Raw genomic sequence first — 16,578 nt, 5'->3', positions numbered from 1 at the left:
CCTACCAAACTTCTTCATCTATCAGTCTAAAGCACCCACTCTTCTTCGTTCTTCGAGCAAGCATGACCCGAATCATAAAGGGCCCTAGCTGTATCGAATCTGAATAATGATAAATAGGTAACCCTTTTAGTCGGGTATTACCAGAAACAGTAACCTGATGATTTGTATGTTAATTCAACTTAACATGTAAGTAGCTAAACCACTTATCAAACAGCTCCTTGTCTGGCGAGGCCACCACTGAACGCATACCCACATTGAGCTCAAAAACGATCCCTCCTTCTAATGTACAAGAATGGCCTCCAGCCTCTGACAAGATCAGCGAACCTGCGGCACAATCCCACAGTTTAATCCCGCCATGCAGATAAATTTGCCCACGACTCGCGGCAATCCATGCCCACTCCAATACACTAGAGCCTAAATTGCGTTGCGAGCGAAACGGTGAAAACTCAATCAAGTCCAATGCTAGCGCGGTGGGTAATCGTTTATAATCCGCCAAAGCAACGCAAGCGCTCAATTCCTTAGTCTCAACATGGCATTGTAGGCGCTTACCATTTAAATAAGCCCCCTCACCTTTAATTGCTGTAAACATTTCATCGCGGTTAACATCATAAGTAAGTGCCAATACCACCTGGCCTTCACGGATCAAGCATAAGGATGTAGCAAACAGCGGAACCCCAGCGGCAAAGTTACTGGTGCCATCTAAAGGATCTAAACACCAAATCTCAGGCTCATCATTTAACAACGCAGTCTGCTCATGCTCTGGCATCTCCTCACTCATATACGCAATGTGCGGATAATGCTCCGTCAATTGCTTACGAATCTCACGATCGGCACTCAGGTCTGCCTCAGTGATCAAACTGCCATCAGACTTAAGCTCATAGCCAATCTGGTTAAAGCGTGGCAATATCTCTTGGCGCGCCACATCACGAATAATTGTTTCTAGTAGTTTAATGTCTGGCAACATAGTGAAGTCCTGTTTTATTTGTTAGCGTGACGACCTGTCCACATATTGAGTAGATTAAGTAATGAGTAGTTTGTTGGTGATTCTAGTATTAGCAGGTATTGCTTGGTTTTGGTTTGATTCTACCAAAGCTAAAGAAACCGCTACCCAAGCAGCCTCAGGGGCTTGCCAAGCCATACAAGCACAATTGCTTGATCAAACGGTGTCGCTGAAGCGTTTGAGCGTTAGCCGGGATAAAAACGGCCGTGTGCAATTAGCGCGCAGTTACAACTTTGAACTCAGTCTTGACCGTCAGGAGCGCTCAACGGGACGAGTTAACCTGTTAGCCCAAAACATTTCCAGCGTACAACTAGACCATAACGGCGGCACGACCATTCTCTAGGCCACCTGATTAAATAGCATACCAACCATCAGGCTTCGGTTGCACTGCTAGTTTGAACCGATGTTATAGTTCTCGCCCCTAACAATAACTACAATAGGAGTTTACAAAATGTCTATCGCAAAAGTCACTGAAATTACATCTAGCTCAAACAAGAGTTTCGAAGACGCCATTGAAACTGGCATCCAACGTGCTAATGAATCACTGAAAAACGTAACAAGTGCTTGGGTTGCAGATCAGGAAGTCAGCGTGAAAGATGGCAAAATTGTAGGTTATCAAGTTCGCATGAAAATCACATTCGTTCTGGAATAAGTCACTTTGGCAGGTTTCAAAGTTACCTATTGGAACCTGCCCTGCACAGGCTTGTTGTAAAGCCCCTGTGGAGGCCTTATCATTACCGGATATCATTCATCTGAGGAATAAAAATGGGGTTTCTAGCAGGTAAACGGGCACTGGTTACCGGAATTGCGAGCAATCGCTCGATTGCATACGGTATCGCTAAAGCCATGCATCGCGAAGGCGCTGAACTGGCTTTCACCTATCAAAATGAAAAGCTCAAACCACGCGTAGAAAAGTTCGCGGCTGAATTCGGCTCCGATATCGTGATCCCCTGTGATGTTTCTACCGATGCGGATATTGAGTCTACCTTTACTGCATTAAAGGCTCACTGGGATTATCTGGATATTCTGGTGCATGCGATTGCATTTGCGCCTAAAGAGCAGCTAGCCGGCAGCATCGTTGAAAACACCACTCGTGAAGGCTCAGCAATTGCCCACGACGTGAGTGCCTACAGCTTCCTAGCAATGGCTAAGTACGCTAAACCAATGATGGCTAACCGCGAAGCAGCCATGCTTTCTTTAAGCTACCTTGGCGCAGTCTCCAGCATGCCGAATTACAATGTCATGGGCATGGCAAAAGCCAGTTTGGAAGCCGCTATTCGTTACATGGCGTTTGATCTTGGTAAAGACGGTATCCGTGTTAACGGTATTTCTGCCGGCCCTATCCGCACTTTAGCGGCAGCGGGCATCGGTGATTTCCGTAAAATGTTGGATCACGTCGCTGAAAATGCACCAATGCGTCGTAACGTGACAGTTGATGAAGTGGGTAATGTTGCAGCCTTCTTATGTTCGGATCTTGCATCCGGTATCAGTGCTGAAATTACTTATGTGGACAGTGGCTACAACACAGTTGGCATGACCGGTTATTCTGCCGCAGAATAATCCACAAAAAAGGAGCCTTGAGATAACTCAGGCTCCTTTCTTATTTTTAGCAGGTTCAAACGACTCTGCTTAAGACTCTGGCAGACTGTTACTGACAACCCCCTGAGCACCATACTCTCTGGCTAGCTCCAAATCCTTACCACTCAAGCCACCCGCTCCATAAGCCGGAATATTGATTCGGTTTGCTAAGCTTTGAAACTTTGGCCAGCCTAGTGCATCAATACCAGTCTCCAGCGAGCGCGTTAATACCGGCTCAATTATGACAAAATCCAAACCTAAACGCTGCGCCTTAAATAACTCACCAGGGCTGTGACAGCTTGCAGACACTCGTTTTGCCACTGGCTTCTCAGTTAGATGAAGTAACTCTTTAGCACTAAAATGAAGATTGTAGTCAGAACGAACCAAGGCTGGCGGAGATTGCAAAAGCACTTCCGCAGAATGTTCAGCGACTGTATCCAGCAGCCAACTCAGATGTTCAGACTCTTTGTGAGTCGCTTCACTCGCTGGCGAGTACATCAATAAACGATAGCCCGTTTTCAAGCTATTAATAACTTGCAGCTTGAATGCATCAAAATCGGCTTGGGGCTTTAGCACCTTAATTAGCTTTGGCAAACTGACCGCTTCGATAATTGGCGCATTTGCTTCCGGAAACTCAAACAGCTTAAGATTATCCGGCGACACCCATTCAATCGGTTGCCCCTCTTTCCCGCTTGCCTCACCAAACCATTGCGTCACTTCGTACACATCCAGATAAATGGATTTATCCACGTACTCATGATAAATGCTAATCAGGCGAGAGCTACGACCAATCTCGATCCCCAACTCTTCATTGAGTTCACGAGATAGCGCTGAACGGCGGGATTCGCCCTGTTCAACCTTGCCCCCTGGAAACTCCCATTTATCGCCCTGATGCTTATCAGAGCTGCGCTTGGCAATCAGAATTTTTCCGTCGGCATCGCGAATCACCGCCGCAACCACCTCGATCGGCTTAATCTCCAGATTGTCGTCCACTTATTTTACCTGCAGCGTCTTTTTGAAGTGTGTCAACGGAACGAAGTCCGCAGCGCAACGCATGCTAGGAATCCAACGTGCAAGATTATCAGCGGTAAACGTACGGCCAACATGCTCGTTTTCAAAGTCGCCATCGTGGAATAAAATCACGCCTTGGCGCCCTTTTCCACCGCACATTTGAGTCATTACGTTATCCAGAATCTTGTCGCCTTTCTGGTAATCTTTATTCCAATCGTAAGCCGTCATTTCCCAGCCGATATGCTCAAAGCCATTCTCTTTAAGCGCAGCCATTACCTCAGGCTTATCTTTTTGGTTGAACCAACCATCACCATGCGGCAGACGAAAGATCGCAGGCTCCGTGGTGAAAAATGGCGCTAACACTTCACGTGAGCGCTTGATATAAGACTCAGCCTTTGCCAGTGGTATTGTGGAGTGACGGTCATGCTGGTAGCTGTGCGAACCAATCATATGGCCTTCGCTTTTGATACGTCCCAGAGTTTGCCTACGCTGCTGACATAACTGAAAAGACTGGCACTGAGCACTATCAGGATTGGTCTTGCAGTCATTGGTGTATAAACGGCAATCCACCTTATTTCCAAGCACAAAGAAAGTCCCTTGGATATTCTCGCGCTTCAACACATCCAGTACTTTAGGCGTGACATCCGCCACGCCATCATCAAAGCTTAGCGTGACCTTTTTCTTTTCCATTGGGCATTGGTACTTGGCACGCACTTCCGCACAATTTGGTGCGGCAGCCTGTGCAGATGATACTGATACCAACATCATCAACAATCCCGAAATCATTAATCCTACTACTGAACGCCCCATTAGCTACGGTACTCCGCATTAATCGTCACATAATCATGAGACAAATCCGAAGTCCAAACCGCAGTTGATGCATCACCATCATTCAGTACGATGCGGATGGTGATTTCTTCTTTATCCATTTCGATCTGACCTTTGGCTTCTGTATAGCTATCCACTGGCTGACCGCCTTCCAATAACTGAGTGTCGCCCAACCATAAAGACAGTTTCTCAACGGCTAAGCGCTTAATTGGGCTACGACCAATCGCCGCAACAATACGACCCCAGTTCGGGTCACTCGCAAACAATGCAGTCTTCACTAACGGCGAGCGAGCTACAGTAAAGGCAATGGCTCGCGCCGTTTCCATGTCAGGAGCCGATTCAACCTGCAGAGTTACAAACTTAGTTGCGCCCTCTGCATCGCGGATAATCGCCTGAGCCAGAAACTGACACACATCATTCAACGCTTGCTGAAGTTCGCCCATATTGGCTTCATTAACCACTGCACCAGAGTGACCGGTTGCCATCAGCAATAACGCGTCATTGGTAGACGTATCACCATCAACGGTAATTGAGTTAAATGACAGGCCAACGGATTGCTTCAACATGGATTGCAGCAAAGATTGCTCAACCTTAGCGTCGGTTGCAATGTAAGACAGCATGGTCGCCATATTAGGCTCGATCATGCCTGCACCCTTGGCAATACCCGTCAGCGTCACTAGCTTGCCATCAATGGTTAGCTGCTTGCTGATCGCTTTCGGCAGAGTATCCGTGGTCATAATGGCTTTCGCCGCTGCAAACCAGCTCTTCTCGTCCAAAGCAGCTAGCGCCTTAGGGAAAGTATCCAAAAACGGCTGTACTGGTAATTGCTGACCAATAACGCCGGTAGAGAATGGCAATACTTGCTCAACATTCACACCAGTGATTTCTGCCAAGCCTGCACACACTTTACGTGCATTATCTAAGCCCTGCTGGCCAGTACCTGCATTGGCATTACCGGAGTTTACGACCACATAACGCGGCGTTTGCTTTGCCAAAAACTCGCGGCAAAGCAGCACTGGCGCTGCGCAAAAAAGATTTTGTGTAAATACGCCTGCCACAGAGCTGCCTTCGGCAATCTCCATGACTAACAAATCTTCACGATTTTTATAACGAATGCCCGCTTGCTGAGTTGCCAAACGAATGCCCGCGATCGGTAGCACATCGCTAACCGGTGTATAGTTAACAGCCATATTTAAAATCCTTTTTGATGATCGCTTATTTCAGGCGTCCATGACATTGTTTAAATTTCTTACCAGAACCACATGGGCAAGGATCGTTACGACCGACTTTAGAGCCGCTCAAATCCACATCACTTTCTGACTCAGGGCCGCCTAAAGCGCTAGACGCTTCTGCATGGGAATATTCCATTGGCGCTGCTTCTGGCTCAGGTGGTGCAACTTGCTGACCTGCATCTTGTGTAATCTGAATTTTCATCAAAAAGCCGATGACTTTCAGCTTGATACGATCCAGCAAATCTTGGAACATTTCGAAGGCTTCGCGCTTGTATTCCTGCTTTGGATTTTTTTGAGCATAGCCACGTAGGCCAACACTCTGACGTAGATAATCCATCGCTGCCAAATGCTCCTTCCACTCTTCATCCAATACGTGCAGCATGACATCACGTTCTAGCTTGCGCATGTTTTCACTGCCAATCAGGTCTTCTTTCTGCTTCAGAACCTTCTCAGCTGCTTCCTGAATGCGTTCACGTAGTGGCTCTTCATGCAGTGAATCATCTTTATCCAACCATGTCTGAATTTCTAAATCCAGATCGAACTCTTCTTTCAGCGTTGCAGTCAGACCCGGAATATCCCATTGCTCATCCAAGCTTTGAGGTGGAACGAAACGGCTAATAACCGAATCAAGCACATCAAAGCGAATAGACTCAATAGACTCCTGAACATCTTCACCTTCCAGCAACTCAGAACGCTGCTGATAAACCACTTTACGTTGGTCATTGGCAACATCATCGTATTCCAGCAGGTTTTTACGAATATCGAAGTTGTGCCCTTCAACTTTACGCTGTGCGTTCTCGATCGACTTGGAAACAATCTTAGCTTCAATCGCCTGACCTTTTTCCATACCCAAGCGCTGCATAATGCTTTTCACGCGCTCAGAGGCAAAGATACGCATCAAGCTATCTTCCAGAGACAAGAAGAAACGTGAGGAACCCGGATCACCCTGACGACCAGCACGACCACGTAACTGATTATCTACACGACGCGATTCATGGCGCTCAGTACCGATAATGTGCAAACCACCGGCTGCAACGACCGTGTCATGGCGCTTCTGCCAATCTGCTTTCGCTGCTGCAATCGCTGCCGGATCATCACCAACTAATTTAAGCTCAGCTTCTAACGAGCCACCCAGCACGATATCTGTACCACGACCAGCCATATTGGTTGCGATGGTTACCGCGCCAGGCAGACCCGCATTTTCAATGATATGTGCTTCGCGCTCATGCTGCTTCGCATTCAATACTTCGTGAGGGATACCGGCTTTAGTCAATAAAGCAGCCAACACTTCAGAGCTATCGATAGACGCCGTACCCACTAACACTGGTTGCTGGCGCTTCTGAGCATCATGGATTTCTTCTACAATCGCATTGTATTTTTCTTCTTGCGACATGTAGACCAGATCGTTTTCATCTTTACGAGCTGTTGGCTTGTTGGTTGGAATAACTACCACTTCAAGGCCGTAAATCTGTTGTAATTCGAAGGCTTCTGTGTCCGCTGTACCGGTCATACCTGACAGCTTCTTGTACAAACGGAAGTAATTCTGGAAAGTAATCGATGCCATCGTCTGGTTTTCAGGCTTGATCTCAACGCCTTCTTTCGCTTCGATTGCTTGATGCAGACCTTCTGACCAACGACGCCCCGGCATGGTACGGCCAGTGAACTCATCGACAATAACGATTTCGCCATTGCTGATAATGTAGTCAACGTTTAACTGGAACAGCGTATGTGCACGCAAACCCGCATTCAGATGGTGTAGTACCGAGATGCTAGCGCTGTCGAACAGACCTTCATCTTCTGGCAAAACGCCTGCTTCACGTAATAGCTCTTCAGCACGCTCATTACCCGCATCCGTCAGGAATACTTGCTTCGACTTCTCATCAACTAAGTAATCACCAGGTCCTTCTTCATCATCCGGAGCCTGTGGCACTAGATTAGGAACAACTTTATCAATGGCACCGTAAAGGTTCGCCGACTCACTGGAGGGTCCGGAAATGATCAGTGGAGTACGCGCTTCATCGATAAGGATTGAGTCAACCTCATCCACTACCGCATAGCTTAGCGGACGTTGAACGCGCTCTTCTTTATTGAACGCCATATTGTCGCGTAAATAATCGAAGCCGAACTCGTTATTAGTACCGTAAGTGATATCACAAGCATAAGCCGCTTGGCGCTCAGACTGATCCAAACCGCTAACAATAATACCGGTGGTCATGCCTAAGAAACCATATAGTTTCGACATCCACTCAGCATCACGACTCGCTAGGTAGTCATTCACAGTAATAACGTGAACACCCTCACCTGGTAAGGCATTCAGGTAAACCGTTAGTGTTGCTACCAGTGTTTTACCTTCACCCGTGCGCATTTCCGCGATACGGCCATCATTCAGCACCATACCTCCGATTAGCTGTACATCGTAATGGCGCATACCCATTACGCGCTTACCCGCTTCACGCACTGTGGCAAACGCTTCCGGAATCAATGAATCCAGTGCGTCGCCTTTAGCTAGGCGCTCACGAAACTCAACCGTCTTATTTTGTAATTCTGCATCGCTCAGCTTGCTGAAACGCTCCTCGAGCGCATTTACCTGACTAACGAGCTTGGCGTAACCCTTGACCAATCTATCGTTGCGACTACCGAAGAGCTTTCTGGCAACTGATCCTATCATGATATTTATTTTCTCCCCGGTGATACCGGTATTATCTGTTCCTGCACGCAAGCGAGCTAAAGACGTTCATGCCCAGGATATGAACAACTTAATAATGAATAGTGCTTTAAGTAAGTAGATGTGGGGTCATCCCTATGGAATGCAAGGCTGCTAATATTTGTTGTGCGCCCTGGCCCCAGCTACCCGCACTGAATAATCCCCGCAGATTATAGTACAGTTCGTCGGATAAATTCACGCTTAACGCAACCTGTAGACGTTTATTGTTTTTAATTAATACAGGAATGACCGACCGGTCAGAAAAAGCTCCGGATTAATCCGGCGATTATCTTTGATCACTTCAAGGTGCAAGTGAGGCCCGGTAGAGCGGCCGGTACTTCCCACTTTGGCAATGATATCGCCACGAGCCACTTGCTGACCAAGCTTAACGTCTGAAGCATTCAAATGTGCATAGCGACTCATGACGCCATCAGCATGCTCCAATTCAACCACTCGCCCGTAGCCACCTTTTCGCCCACTAAATACCACTTTACCGGCTGCAATACTCATGACAGGCGTGCCTTTCGGTGCAGCAATGTCTAGGCCGCCGTGATATCGGCTAAGCCCACTAAACGGGTCTTTGCGCCGCCCAAACCGTGAGGATACATAACCTTTTTGAACGGGCCATTGTGCAAAGTGACCGGACTCATTGAGCACTCTGGATTTAAGCACTAACTGCATGCGCTCCAATTGATGACTTTGATGCAGCAGGTGAACTTCCAACGCCTGAACCTCTTGATTCAGGTCGGACAACTCCGAAATCGGATTTCGGCCACTACCCGCGCTTAGCGCTAAACCACCTCTAGCCGGTGGCTTGTTAAATGAAAAGACTGTTTTATCCAGTTTCGCCAACTGAATCATGCGCTCAGCAAACGCTTCCAGTCGCGCAGTCTCGCCCTCAAGGTAGGCCAATCTTTTCCGTACCTTTGATAAGTCAGAGCTAGCACCACCTTTGGATACGCTTTGCGCGAAGCGATCATTCGATGTCAGTGAGCTATTTTCCATAACGACGGACAAAGTAACAATCAACAGCGCCATACAGCAGACTGGCAATAAAAAGTGCCACCACACGTTAACGTCGAGCATAACCAGACGCTTACTTTTGGAATTATGAAATTGAAATATCACCTTAAACCCTGACTACAGCACATAGCGCTACCAACCCGAAATCGGTTACACTCGTTAGCATGAAGCAAGCTAACCACCTCCCAAACACCTACCTATACGAAAGCATCAAAAACTTTGATCGGCTGTCACAGTGCGTGCAGCAATATTTGAGAATTGATCCGAAACAGTTCAAGTTATATGTGGTGGCGCGTCAGCAAATTGTGACTGTAGTGGTTGAAAGCTCTATTCTCGCCAATCAACTGCGTTATCAACAAAAAGAAGTGTTGAAGCACATCAATCACACGTTTTTGAGCCAGTTTAAGGAAGTAAAGATTAAGCTAGTGCCCCCGCAAATGACGCCAGTGGTTGTGCCAAAGCCGCGTAAGGAGTTATCTAAGGAAGTGTCGTCCATACTGATGAGCATGGCGGAGGGGTTGGATGATGAAGATCTTAAGGCAAGCTTGCAGCGCATTGCAACGCCACAAGCCCGTTAGTCAATTAAGCGTAGCCTAATTCACCGGCATAACTCACCGAGGATTCTTCCTCAGCTTCAAGCGTTGTCAGCTCCCAAGCATCTGGTTGAGCAATTAACGCATGCAATAATAGATTGTTGATTGCGTGACCTGATTTATAGCCGTGATAAGCACCAATAATGCTATGACCTAAAGTATACAAGTCACCAATAGCATCTAACATTTTGTGTTTCACAAACTCATCTTGGTAGCGCAAGCCGTCTTTATTTAGCACTCGATATTCGTCTAATACGACCGCATTTCCAAGACTGCCCCCCAAGCCCATGTTCTTAGAGCGCAGCATTTCAACATCACGCATAAAGCCAAAGGTTCTCGCGCGGCTGATTTCACGGCTATAGGAAGACTTGGATAAATCGAGTGCCAGCGTTTGTTGTGTAGACTTTACCGCCGGATGATTAAAGTCGATTTCAAAAGAGACTTTAAATCCATCGTAAGGAGTTAACTCAGCCCAACCAGCGTTATTCTCAAAACGAACTGGCTGCTTGATTCGCACAAATTGCTTTGGTGCGCGCTGAGACTCTATCCCCGCTGACTGAATCAAATAGATAAATGGAGCGGCGCTACCGTCCATGATTGGAACTTCGGATGCGGTCAGGTCGATATAAACGTTATCAATTCCTAAACCAGCCAGAGCCGACATTAAGTGCTCAATGGTCGCGACTTTAACGCCATCCTGCACCAGTGTTGTACTCAATACTGTTTCACCAACCGCTTCCGGTGTGCTAACAATATCAACTGGCTCATCCAAGTCTACGCGTCTAAATACAATACCTGTATTTGGTGCGGCCGGACGCAAAGTCAAACCGACTTTTTGTCCCGAGTGTAATCCTATGCCTACCGTGCTAACAGTACGCTCTAATGTTCTTTGTACCAGCATAATTTTTTGCCCCCAGTATCAAACCTTTGTTATTAGTATGGTTGATATCAATTTGGACCAGTTTATTGAAGAAATTCCTAACCCACGCTGAATCTGGGCACCGAGTGCGGATTATCATGCAGTAAAATCAATGTCTTGTCTATAAAGTAGCGACTTTGGCAAATGGTTGAGGTGCAAACCGGCCGTCTGCAAATTCACAAATTTGCTCTACAATACTTTCTGCAGAAAGTCCTATTTCAGCCAACTGTGCTTCTCGTTCTGCATGCTCAACATAAACATCGGGGATTCCAAGATGAAAAACAGGAACTGAAAGACACAAGCGAGACAGCACTTCTGACAATCCACTGCCGGCACCACCCTGAATTGCATTGTCTTCTAACGTTACAATCAAGTCATGTGTGCTTGCCATCTCCTGGATCATGGCTTCATCCATCGGTTTCACGAAGCGCATATTAATGAGTGTGGCATCTAATTTATCAGCGGCATCGGTCGCCATTGTTAGTAATGATCCAAACAGCATGATTGCAATTCGGCTTCCTTGACGCAGCGATTGTGCTTTTCCAATTGGCAAAGCAATCATTTCGGCAGATGGCTCCACGCCAGCGCCTTTGCCTCGGGGGTAACGCACAGCGGTTGGGCCATTTTCAAGGTAAGCGGTATACAGCATCTGGCGACATTCGTTTTCATCGACCGGAGCCATAACGATCATATTTGGAATGCATCGCAAGTATGACAGGTCGTAATTACCGGCATGGGTTGCACCATCCGCCCCAACTAAACCAGCGCGATCAATGGCAAACACAACAGGTAAATTCTGAATCGCCACATCATGAATCAACTGATCATAAGCGCGCTGCAAAAAGGTAGAGTAAATCGCAACAATCGGCTTAGTACCATCGCATGCCATACCTGCGGCTAGCGTCACCGCATGCTGCTCAGCAATTGCCACATCAAAATAGCGATCAGGGAAGCGTTCTGAGAACTCAACCAAGCCAGAACCTTCGCGCATTGCTGGCGTTATTCCGACAACCCGATCATCCTTTTCGGCGATGTCACATAACCAGCGGCCAAACACCTGCGTATAAGTAGGCGTGGAAGGTTTGGCGCTTTTAACCAAGCCAGTATTTAAGTCGAAAGCTGACACGCCATGATAAGTACAGGGATCATTTTCAGCGGGCTCGTAGCCCTTACCTTTTTTGGTAACCACATGAATAAAGCGTGGCTCATCAATATCGCGGATATTCTCGAACATCAAAACCAGCTCAAGCACATCATGGCCATCGACCGGCCCGTAATACACAAAGCCCATTTCTTCAAACATAGTGCCTGGCATTAACATGCCTTTGGTATGCTCTTCGGCACGACGCGCCAACTTCTTCATGCTTGGTGTGCCGGAAAGAATCTTCTTCCCTTGCTCTCGAATACTGGAATATAGGCCGCCTGACAACAAACGAGCCAAGTACTTACTTAAGCCACCAACATTTGGCGAGATCGACATATCATTGTCATTGAGAACCACCAACATGCGCGCATCTAAATCACCCGCATGATTGAGTGCCTCGTAAGCCATGCCGGCAGTTAATGCCCCATCACCGATGACGGCAATCGTCTGTCGGTCAATGCCTTGCTGCTTGGCGGCAAGTGCCATGCCCAAAGCTGCACTAATTGACGTACTGGAATGCCCAACACCAAAGGTGTCGTATTCACTTTCTGAACGTTTTGGAAATCCGGACAAGCCACCTTGCTTGCGGATGCTGGATAGCCGATCACGACGTCCGGTCAGTGCTTTGTGTGGATAGGCCTGATGCCCAACATCCCAGACTAGGCGATCTTCCGGTGTATTGAACACATAGTGTAATGCAACGGTCAGTTCAACCGTACCCAATCCCGCTGAAAAATGACCACCAGAACCTGCTACTGATTGCAGCAGAAACTCGCGCAGTTCGTCACACAACTGAGGCAGTTGTTCTTTATCCAGTTTACGTAAGTCACTGGGATTGATGATCTGATCGAACATAGGCTAATTACTTAATACGTTGTACGATGAATCGGGCAATGTCGCGCAGTAAATCTGCTTCGGAACCAAACATATCCAGTGCGTTAAACGCTTCCTGGTGTAATTCCCGCAACTTTTGTTTTGCCCCATCCATTCCTAAAATTGAAGGATAGGTCGGCTTATTCGCCGCAATATCCGCTCCTTGCTGCTTACCTAGCGTCGCGGTATCGCTTTCCACATCCAAGATGTCGTCCTGAACCTGAAACGCCAAACCAATGGCGGTTGCGTACCGAGTCAGTGAGTCTCGCTGTTGCTCCGTGACCAACTCACTGCAATAACTTGGCAGCAATATACAGGCGTCTATCAAAGCTCCCGTCTTATGAGCATGCATGACTTCCAACTGCTTTTCAGTCAGCTGTTGGCCAACACTTGCCAAGTCAATGGCTTGCCCACCTACCATACCACGAGAGCCTGCAGCTGCCGATAAACCCTGAATTAAGCGTAGTTGGCTTTGTGCACTAATGCCCTCGATAGGCTCACTCAGCCATTCAAAAGCAAAAGCTTGTAGCGCATCACCCGATAAAATCGCGGTGGCTTCATCAAAGGCCTTATGGGCGGTCGGAATTCCACGGCGCAGGTCATCATCATCCATTGCCGGCAGGTCATCATGAACCAAAGAATAAGCATGAATACATTCTACCGCCACGGCAATCCGATCTAATGCGGCAATGGGAACACCCAAGGCTTCACCACTAGCATACACCAAGGTTGGCCGAATACGTTTACCTCCGGCTAGCGCCGAATAGCGCATTGCTTCATGCAAACGCGAGGGTGAAACATCCTCTATCGATAAAGCATCCGCCAGTAACTGCTCCAACCGTAATCGGTAGGACTCTGACAATTGTACACTAGTCATCCGCTAAAAAATCTTCCTCACCGTCGGCGGTCAACAGAGTGACCCGCTGCTCTGCGGCTTTTAACAATTGCTGACACTCCCGACTCAGGCGCACGCCCTCTTCAAACGCCTGAAGCGCGTCCTCAAGTGGCATATCCCCCTGCTCCATCCGGGCGACGACCGCTTCTAGTTCAGCCACGGAGGCCTCATAGCTGGTTTTCTTTGCTCTTTTGCTCATGTCGACGATATTGATCTTTCAGAACTTGAAATGCAAGTAGTTACTGTATTTGAAAACCTGATGATCCAACTTGAACTTGATCAGGCAATACACTAACATTACACCTATATTTTCTGGGAGACTCTCCATGTTTGATTTCGATTTCGGCCTACCAATGCTACTAGTCGTTCTGTTAATTGCAGTTTCATGGCTGAGCTTTTTCTCGGTTGTGTTATTCGGCTAATTAGCCTGACCAATAATACCAAACAAAAAAGGCCGCACTCAGTGCGGCCTTTTTTGTTGTTCATTGACTGCATTTACATCGCAGCAACCTGAACTCCAGACTTCAATTTATTAATCGCAGCAAATTCAAGCTGACGAATCCGCTCAGCAGATACACCATACTTATCAGCCAAGTCCTGCAAGGTTGATTTAGTTTCTCCCAACCAACGGCTACTCAGAATATCTTTACTCCGATCATCCAACTCAGCCAATGCTGTGTTAAAACGATTTTGCGTATGTTCTTCCCAATCTTGGGCTTCCAGCATTTCTGCAGGGTCTTGAGACTCAGTCGACAGCAAATATTGACTTGGCGTATAAGCGTTATCGTCATCTTCCTGACCAGGTGACAAATCAAATGAGATGTCCTGACCACTCATGCGTTTTTCCATTTCCATGACGTCTTTACTCGTCACACCCAAGTCTGTTGCGATGTCATTGACTTCAGCCGAATTCAACCATCCCAGACGCTTTTTGCTGCTGCGAAGGTTAAAGAATAATTTACGCTGCGCTTTGGTGGTCGCCACTTTAACGACTTTCCAGTTACGCAAAATGAATTCATGGATTTCAGCTCGAATCCAGTGAACTGCGAATGACACTAAACGGACATTTACATCAGGATCGAAACGTTTGACTGCTTTCATCAAGCCGACATTTCCTTCCTGAATTAGATCCGCAAGCGGTAAACCATAACCGCTATAGCCACGAGCAACCTTAATTACAAATCGAAGATTGTGCATGACCAGCTTGCGCGCAGCTTCAAGATCTCCCTGTTCAACTAGGCGAACAGCATATCCCTTTTCTTCTTCTACGCTCAGAACCGGCAACTCATGTACCGACTGGACATAGCTCTCCAAACTACCTGCTGAAACAGATATTCCGGTGTGACTTAATGCCAGTGACTTTGCCATATGTATAATCTCCAAAAATCGTGCGTTATTAGCACTCAAATACTGAGAGTGCTAATTTTTAGGATAGTTCCCATTTAAAGTCAAGTTATTGACTAGTTTTATGGCTAAACGGTAACCTTCCTCATAAGCTAGCAAACACTTTGTTCGCTGCCTCGAGTGTCTCATCAATGTCTTGATCAGTGTGTGCTGCTGAGACAAACCCTGCTTCATAAGCAGAGGGTGCCAAGTTCACACCGTGATCTAACATGCCATGGAAGAAGCGATTAAAGCGATCAATATTACAAGCAGTGACCTGCTGATAATTGGTCACTTTTGGCTCCTCAGTGAAGAACAAACCAAACATCGCACCCACTCGATTACTTGACAATGCGATGTCATTCGCCTTAGCAACCTCAAGCATACCTTCTACCATACGTGCAGATTTGCGTTCCAGATCCTCATAGAAGCCATCACGACTGATAATTTCTAAGGTTTTTAAGCCAGCTGTCATCGCAATTGGGTTGCCTGAGAGAGTACCCGCTTGATAAATTGGACCCGTGGGCGCCAATCGCTCCATTACATCAAGACGACCACCAAACGCACCGACCGGCATTCCACCGCCGATGATTTTCCCCAGTGTCGTCAGATCTGGTTTGATGTTGTAAACCTCCTGAGCACCGCCAAATGCCACACGGAAGCCAGTCATGACTTCATCAAAAATCAGCAATGCGCCGTGCTCATCACAAACTTCACGTAGGGTTTCCAAGAAGCCCGGTACTGGCGGTATGCAGTTCATATTGCCAGACACTGGCTCTACGATAATGCAGGCAATGGAATCACCTTGCGCAGCAAACAACTCACGTACCTGATCGGAATTATTGTAATCCAGTGTTAGCGTGTGCTTAGCCAGATCCGCCGGTACACCCGGAGAGTTTGGCTCACCAAAAGTCAGTGCGCCAGAACCTGCTTTAACCAATAGTGAATCGCCATGCCCGTGATAACCACCCTCAAACTTGACGATATTATCGCGACCAGTATAGCCACGCGCCAAGCGAATCGCTGACATAGTGGCCTCAGTACCTGAGTTCACCATTCTAACCATTTCGATGGATGGCATGATTTCGCCAATGCGCTCGGCCATATCCACTTCAATTGCCGTTGGCGCGCCGTAGCTTAGCCCGCGACCAATCGCTTCTTGTACTGCTGCAATGATCTCAGGGTTTGAATGACCCGCAATCATTGGTCCCCAAGAGCCCACGTAATCAATGTAGCGCTTACCATCAGCATCAAACAAATACGCTTGTTCTGCACGAGCAATAAACAGCGGCGTTCCACCCACTCCTTTAAACGCTCGTACCGGAGAATTCACACCGCCGGGAATAACTTTCAGCGCACGATCAAATAATGTTTCTGACTGACTCATAACTCTAC

The 16,578-nt window shown here is 47.3% G+C and carries 16 protein-coding genes; 4 read left to right on the top strand and 12 right to left on the bottom strand.

Annotated features, from left to right (window positions below; genetic code table 11):
* Positions 1-169: 169 nt before the first annotated feature.
* Positions 170-964: an inositol monophosphatase family protein gene (locus tag LEUMU_RS0102390; protein WP_022950683.1), complete on the bottom strand. Its 795-nt coding sequence runs from the start codon at positions 962-964 to the stop codon at positions 170-172.
* 61 nt (positions 965-1,025) lie between these two features.
* Here LEUMU_RS0102390 and LEUMU_RS0102385 point away from each other — a divergent pair, with 61 nt between their 5' ends.
* From LEUMU_RS0102385 to LEUMU_RS0102375, 3 genes are all read left to right on the top strand, one after another.
* The gene (locus tag LEUMU_RS0102385; protein ID WP_022950682.1) at positions 1,026-1,343 is read left to right on the top strand and encodes a DUF3301 domain-containing protein; all 318 of its coding nucleotides are present in this window, start codon (positions 1,026-1,028) and stop codon (positions 1,341-1,343) included.
* Between the two features lie 108 nt (positions 1,344-1,451).
* The gene (locus LEUMU_RS0102380; RefSeq protein WP_022950681.1) at positions 1,452-1,652 is read left to right on the top strand and encodes a dodecin family protein; all 201 of its coding nucleotides are present in this window, start codon (positions 1,452-1,454) and stop codon (positions 1,650-1,652) included.
* A gap of 113 nt (positions 1,653-1,765) precedes the next feature.
* Entirely contained in the window at positions 1,766-2,560 is a 795-nt protein-coding gene (locus tag LEUMU_RS0102375) for an enoyl-ACP reductase FabI (RefSeq protein WP_022950680.1), read from the top strand.
* A gap of 69 nt (positions 2,561-2,629) precedes the next feature.
* Here LEUMU_RS0102375 and LEUMU_RS0102370 read toward each other — a convergent pair whose 3' ends face one another.
* From LEUMU_RS0102370 to LEUMU_RS24295, 5 genes are all read right to left on the bottom strand, one after another.
* Positions 2,630-3,571: a Nudix family hydrolase gene (locus LEUMU_RS0102370; protein WP_022950679.1), complete on the bottom strand. Its 942-nt coding sequence runs from the start codon at positions 3,569-3,571 to the stop codon at positions 2,630-2,632.
* Positions 3,572-4,399 (bottom strand): polysaccharide deacetylase family protein, encoded by an 828-nt coding sequence (locus LEUMU_RS0102365; RefSeq protein ID WP_022950678.1) that lies wholly within the window; start codon positions 4,397-4,399, stop codon positions 3,572-3,574. It lies immediately after the preceding gene.
* A complete protein-coding gene (gene argJ, locus LEUMU_RS0102360; RefSeq protein WP_022950677.1) occupies positions 4,399-5,607 on the bottom strand; it encodes a bifunctional glutamate N-acetyltransferase/amino-acid acetyltransferase ArgJ in 1,209 nt (402 codons plus the stop codon). The genes LEUMU_RS0102365 and argJ overlap by 1 nt, the downstream gene beginning before the upstream one ends.
* 25 nt (positions 5,608-5,632) lie before the next feature.
* Positions 5,633-8,317, bottom strand: a complete 2,685-nt coding sequence (gene secA, locus LEUMU_RS0102355; RefSeq protein ID WP_022950676.1) for a preprotein translocase subunit SecA — start codon at positions 8,315-8,317, stop codon at positions 5,633-5,635.
* A gap of 270 nt (positions 8,318-8,587) precedes the next feature.
* A complete protein-coding gene (locus tag LEUMU_RS24295; protein ID WP_084708012.1) occupies positions 8,588-9,439 on the bottom strand; it encodes a M23 family metallopeptidase in 852 nt (283 codons plus the stop codon).
* A gap of 101 nt (positions 9,440-9,540) precedes the next feature.
* On the opposite strand from LEUMU_RS24295, the gene LEUMU_RS0102345 reads away from it, so the two are divergent.
* The gene (locus tag LEUMU_RS0102345) at positions 9,541-9,954 is read left to right on the top strand and encodes a DciA family protein (protein WP_022950674.1); all 414 of its coding nucleotides are present in this window, start codon (positions 9,541-9,543) and stop codon (positions 9,952-9,954) included.
* 4 nt (positions 9,955-9,958) lie between these two features.
* On the opposite strand, the gene lpxC is transcribed toward LEUMU_RS0102345, so the two are convergent.
* The 6 genes from lpxC to hemL all read right to left on the bottom strand — a co-directional run bounded on the left by lpxC (position 9,959) and on the right by hemL (position 16,570).
* Complete coding sequence (gene lpxC / locus LEUMU_RS0102340; RefSeq protein ID WP_022950673.1) at positions 9,959-10,870, bottom strand: UDP-3-O-acyl-N-acetylglucosamine deacetylase; 912 nt, start codon at positions 10,868-10,870, stop codon at positions 9,959-9,961.
* A gap of 139 nt (positions 10,871-11,009) precedes the next feature.
* Positions 11,010-12,887, bottom strand: a complete 1,878-nt coding sequence (dxs, locus tag LEUMU_RS24290) for a 1-deoxy-D-xylulose-5-phosphate synthase (protein ID WP_022950672.1) — start codon at positions 12,885-12,887, stop codon at positions 11,010-11,012.
* A 7-nt stretch (positions 12,888-12,894) separates the two neighbouring features.
* Complete coding sequence (locus LEUMU_RS0102330; protein WP_022950671.1) at positions 12,895-13,782, bottom strand: polyprenyl synthetase family protein; 888 nt, start codon at positions 13,780-13,782, stop codon at positions 12,895-12,897.
* Positions 13,775-13,999: an exodeoxyribonuclease VII small subunit gene (locus LEUMU_RS0102325; protein ID WP_022950670.1), complete on the bottom strand. Its 225-nt coding sequence runs from the start codon at positions 13,997-13,999 to the stop codon at positions 13,775-13,777. The genes LEUMU_RS0102330 and LEUMU_RS0102325 overlap by 8 nt, the downstream gene beginning before the upstream one ends.
* Before the next feature lie 296 nt (positions 14,000-14,295).
* Complete coding sequence (gene rpoH / locus LEUMU_RS0102315; RefSeq protein ID WP_022950668.1) at positions 14,296-15,168, bottom strand: RNA polymerase sigma factor RpoH; 873 nt, start codon at positions 15,166-15,168, stop codon at positions 14,296-14,298.
* A 121-nt stretch (positions 15,169-15,289) separates the two neighbouring features.
* Positions 15,290-16,570: a glutamate-1-semialdehyde 2,1-aminomutase gene (hemL, locus tag LEUMU_RS0102310; protein WP_022950667.1), complete on the bottom strand. Its 1,281-nt coding sequence runs from the start codon at positions 16,568-16,570 to the stop codon at positions 15,290-15,292.
* Positions 16,571-16,578: the final 8 nt, after the last annotated feature.

The organism is Leucothrix mucor DSM 2157 (genome assembly GCF_000419525.1).
Lineage (GTDB): Bacteria > Pseudomonadota > Gammaproteobacteria > Thiotrichales > Thiotrichaceae > Leucothrix > Leucothrix mucor.
The sequence above is the reverse complement of the archived record's forward strand: the minus strand, read 5'-3'. Positions and strand labels throughout refer to the sequence as shown.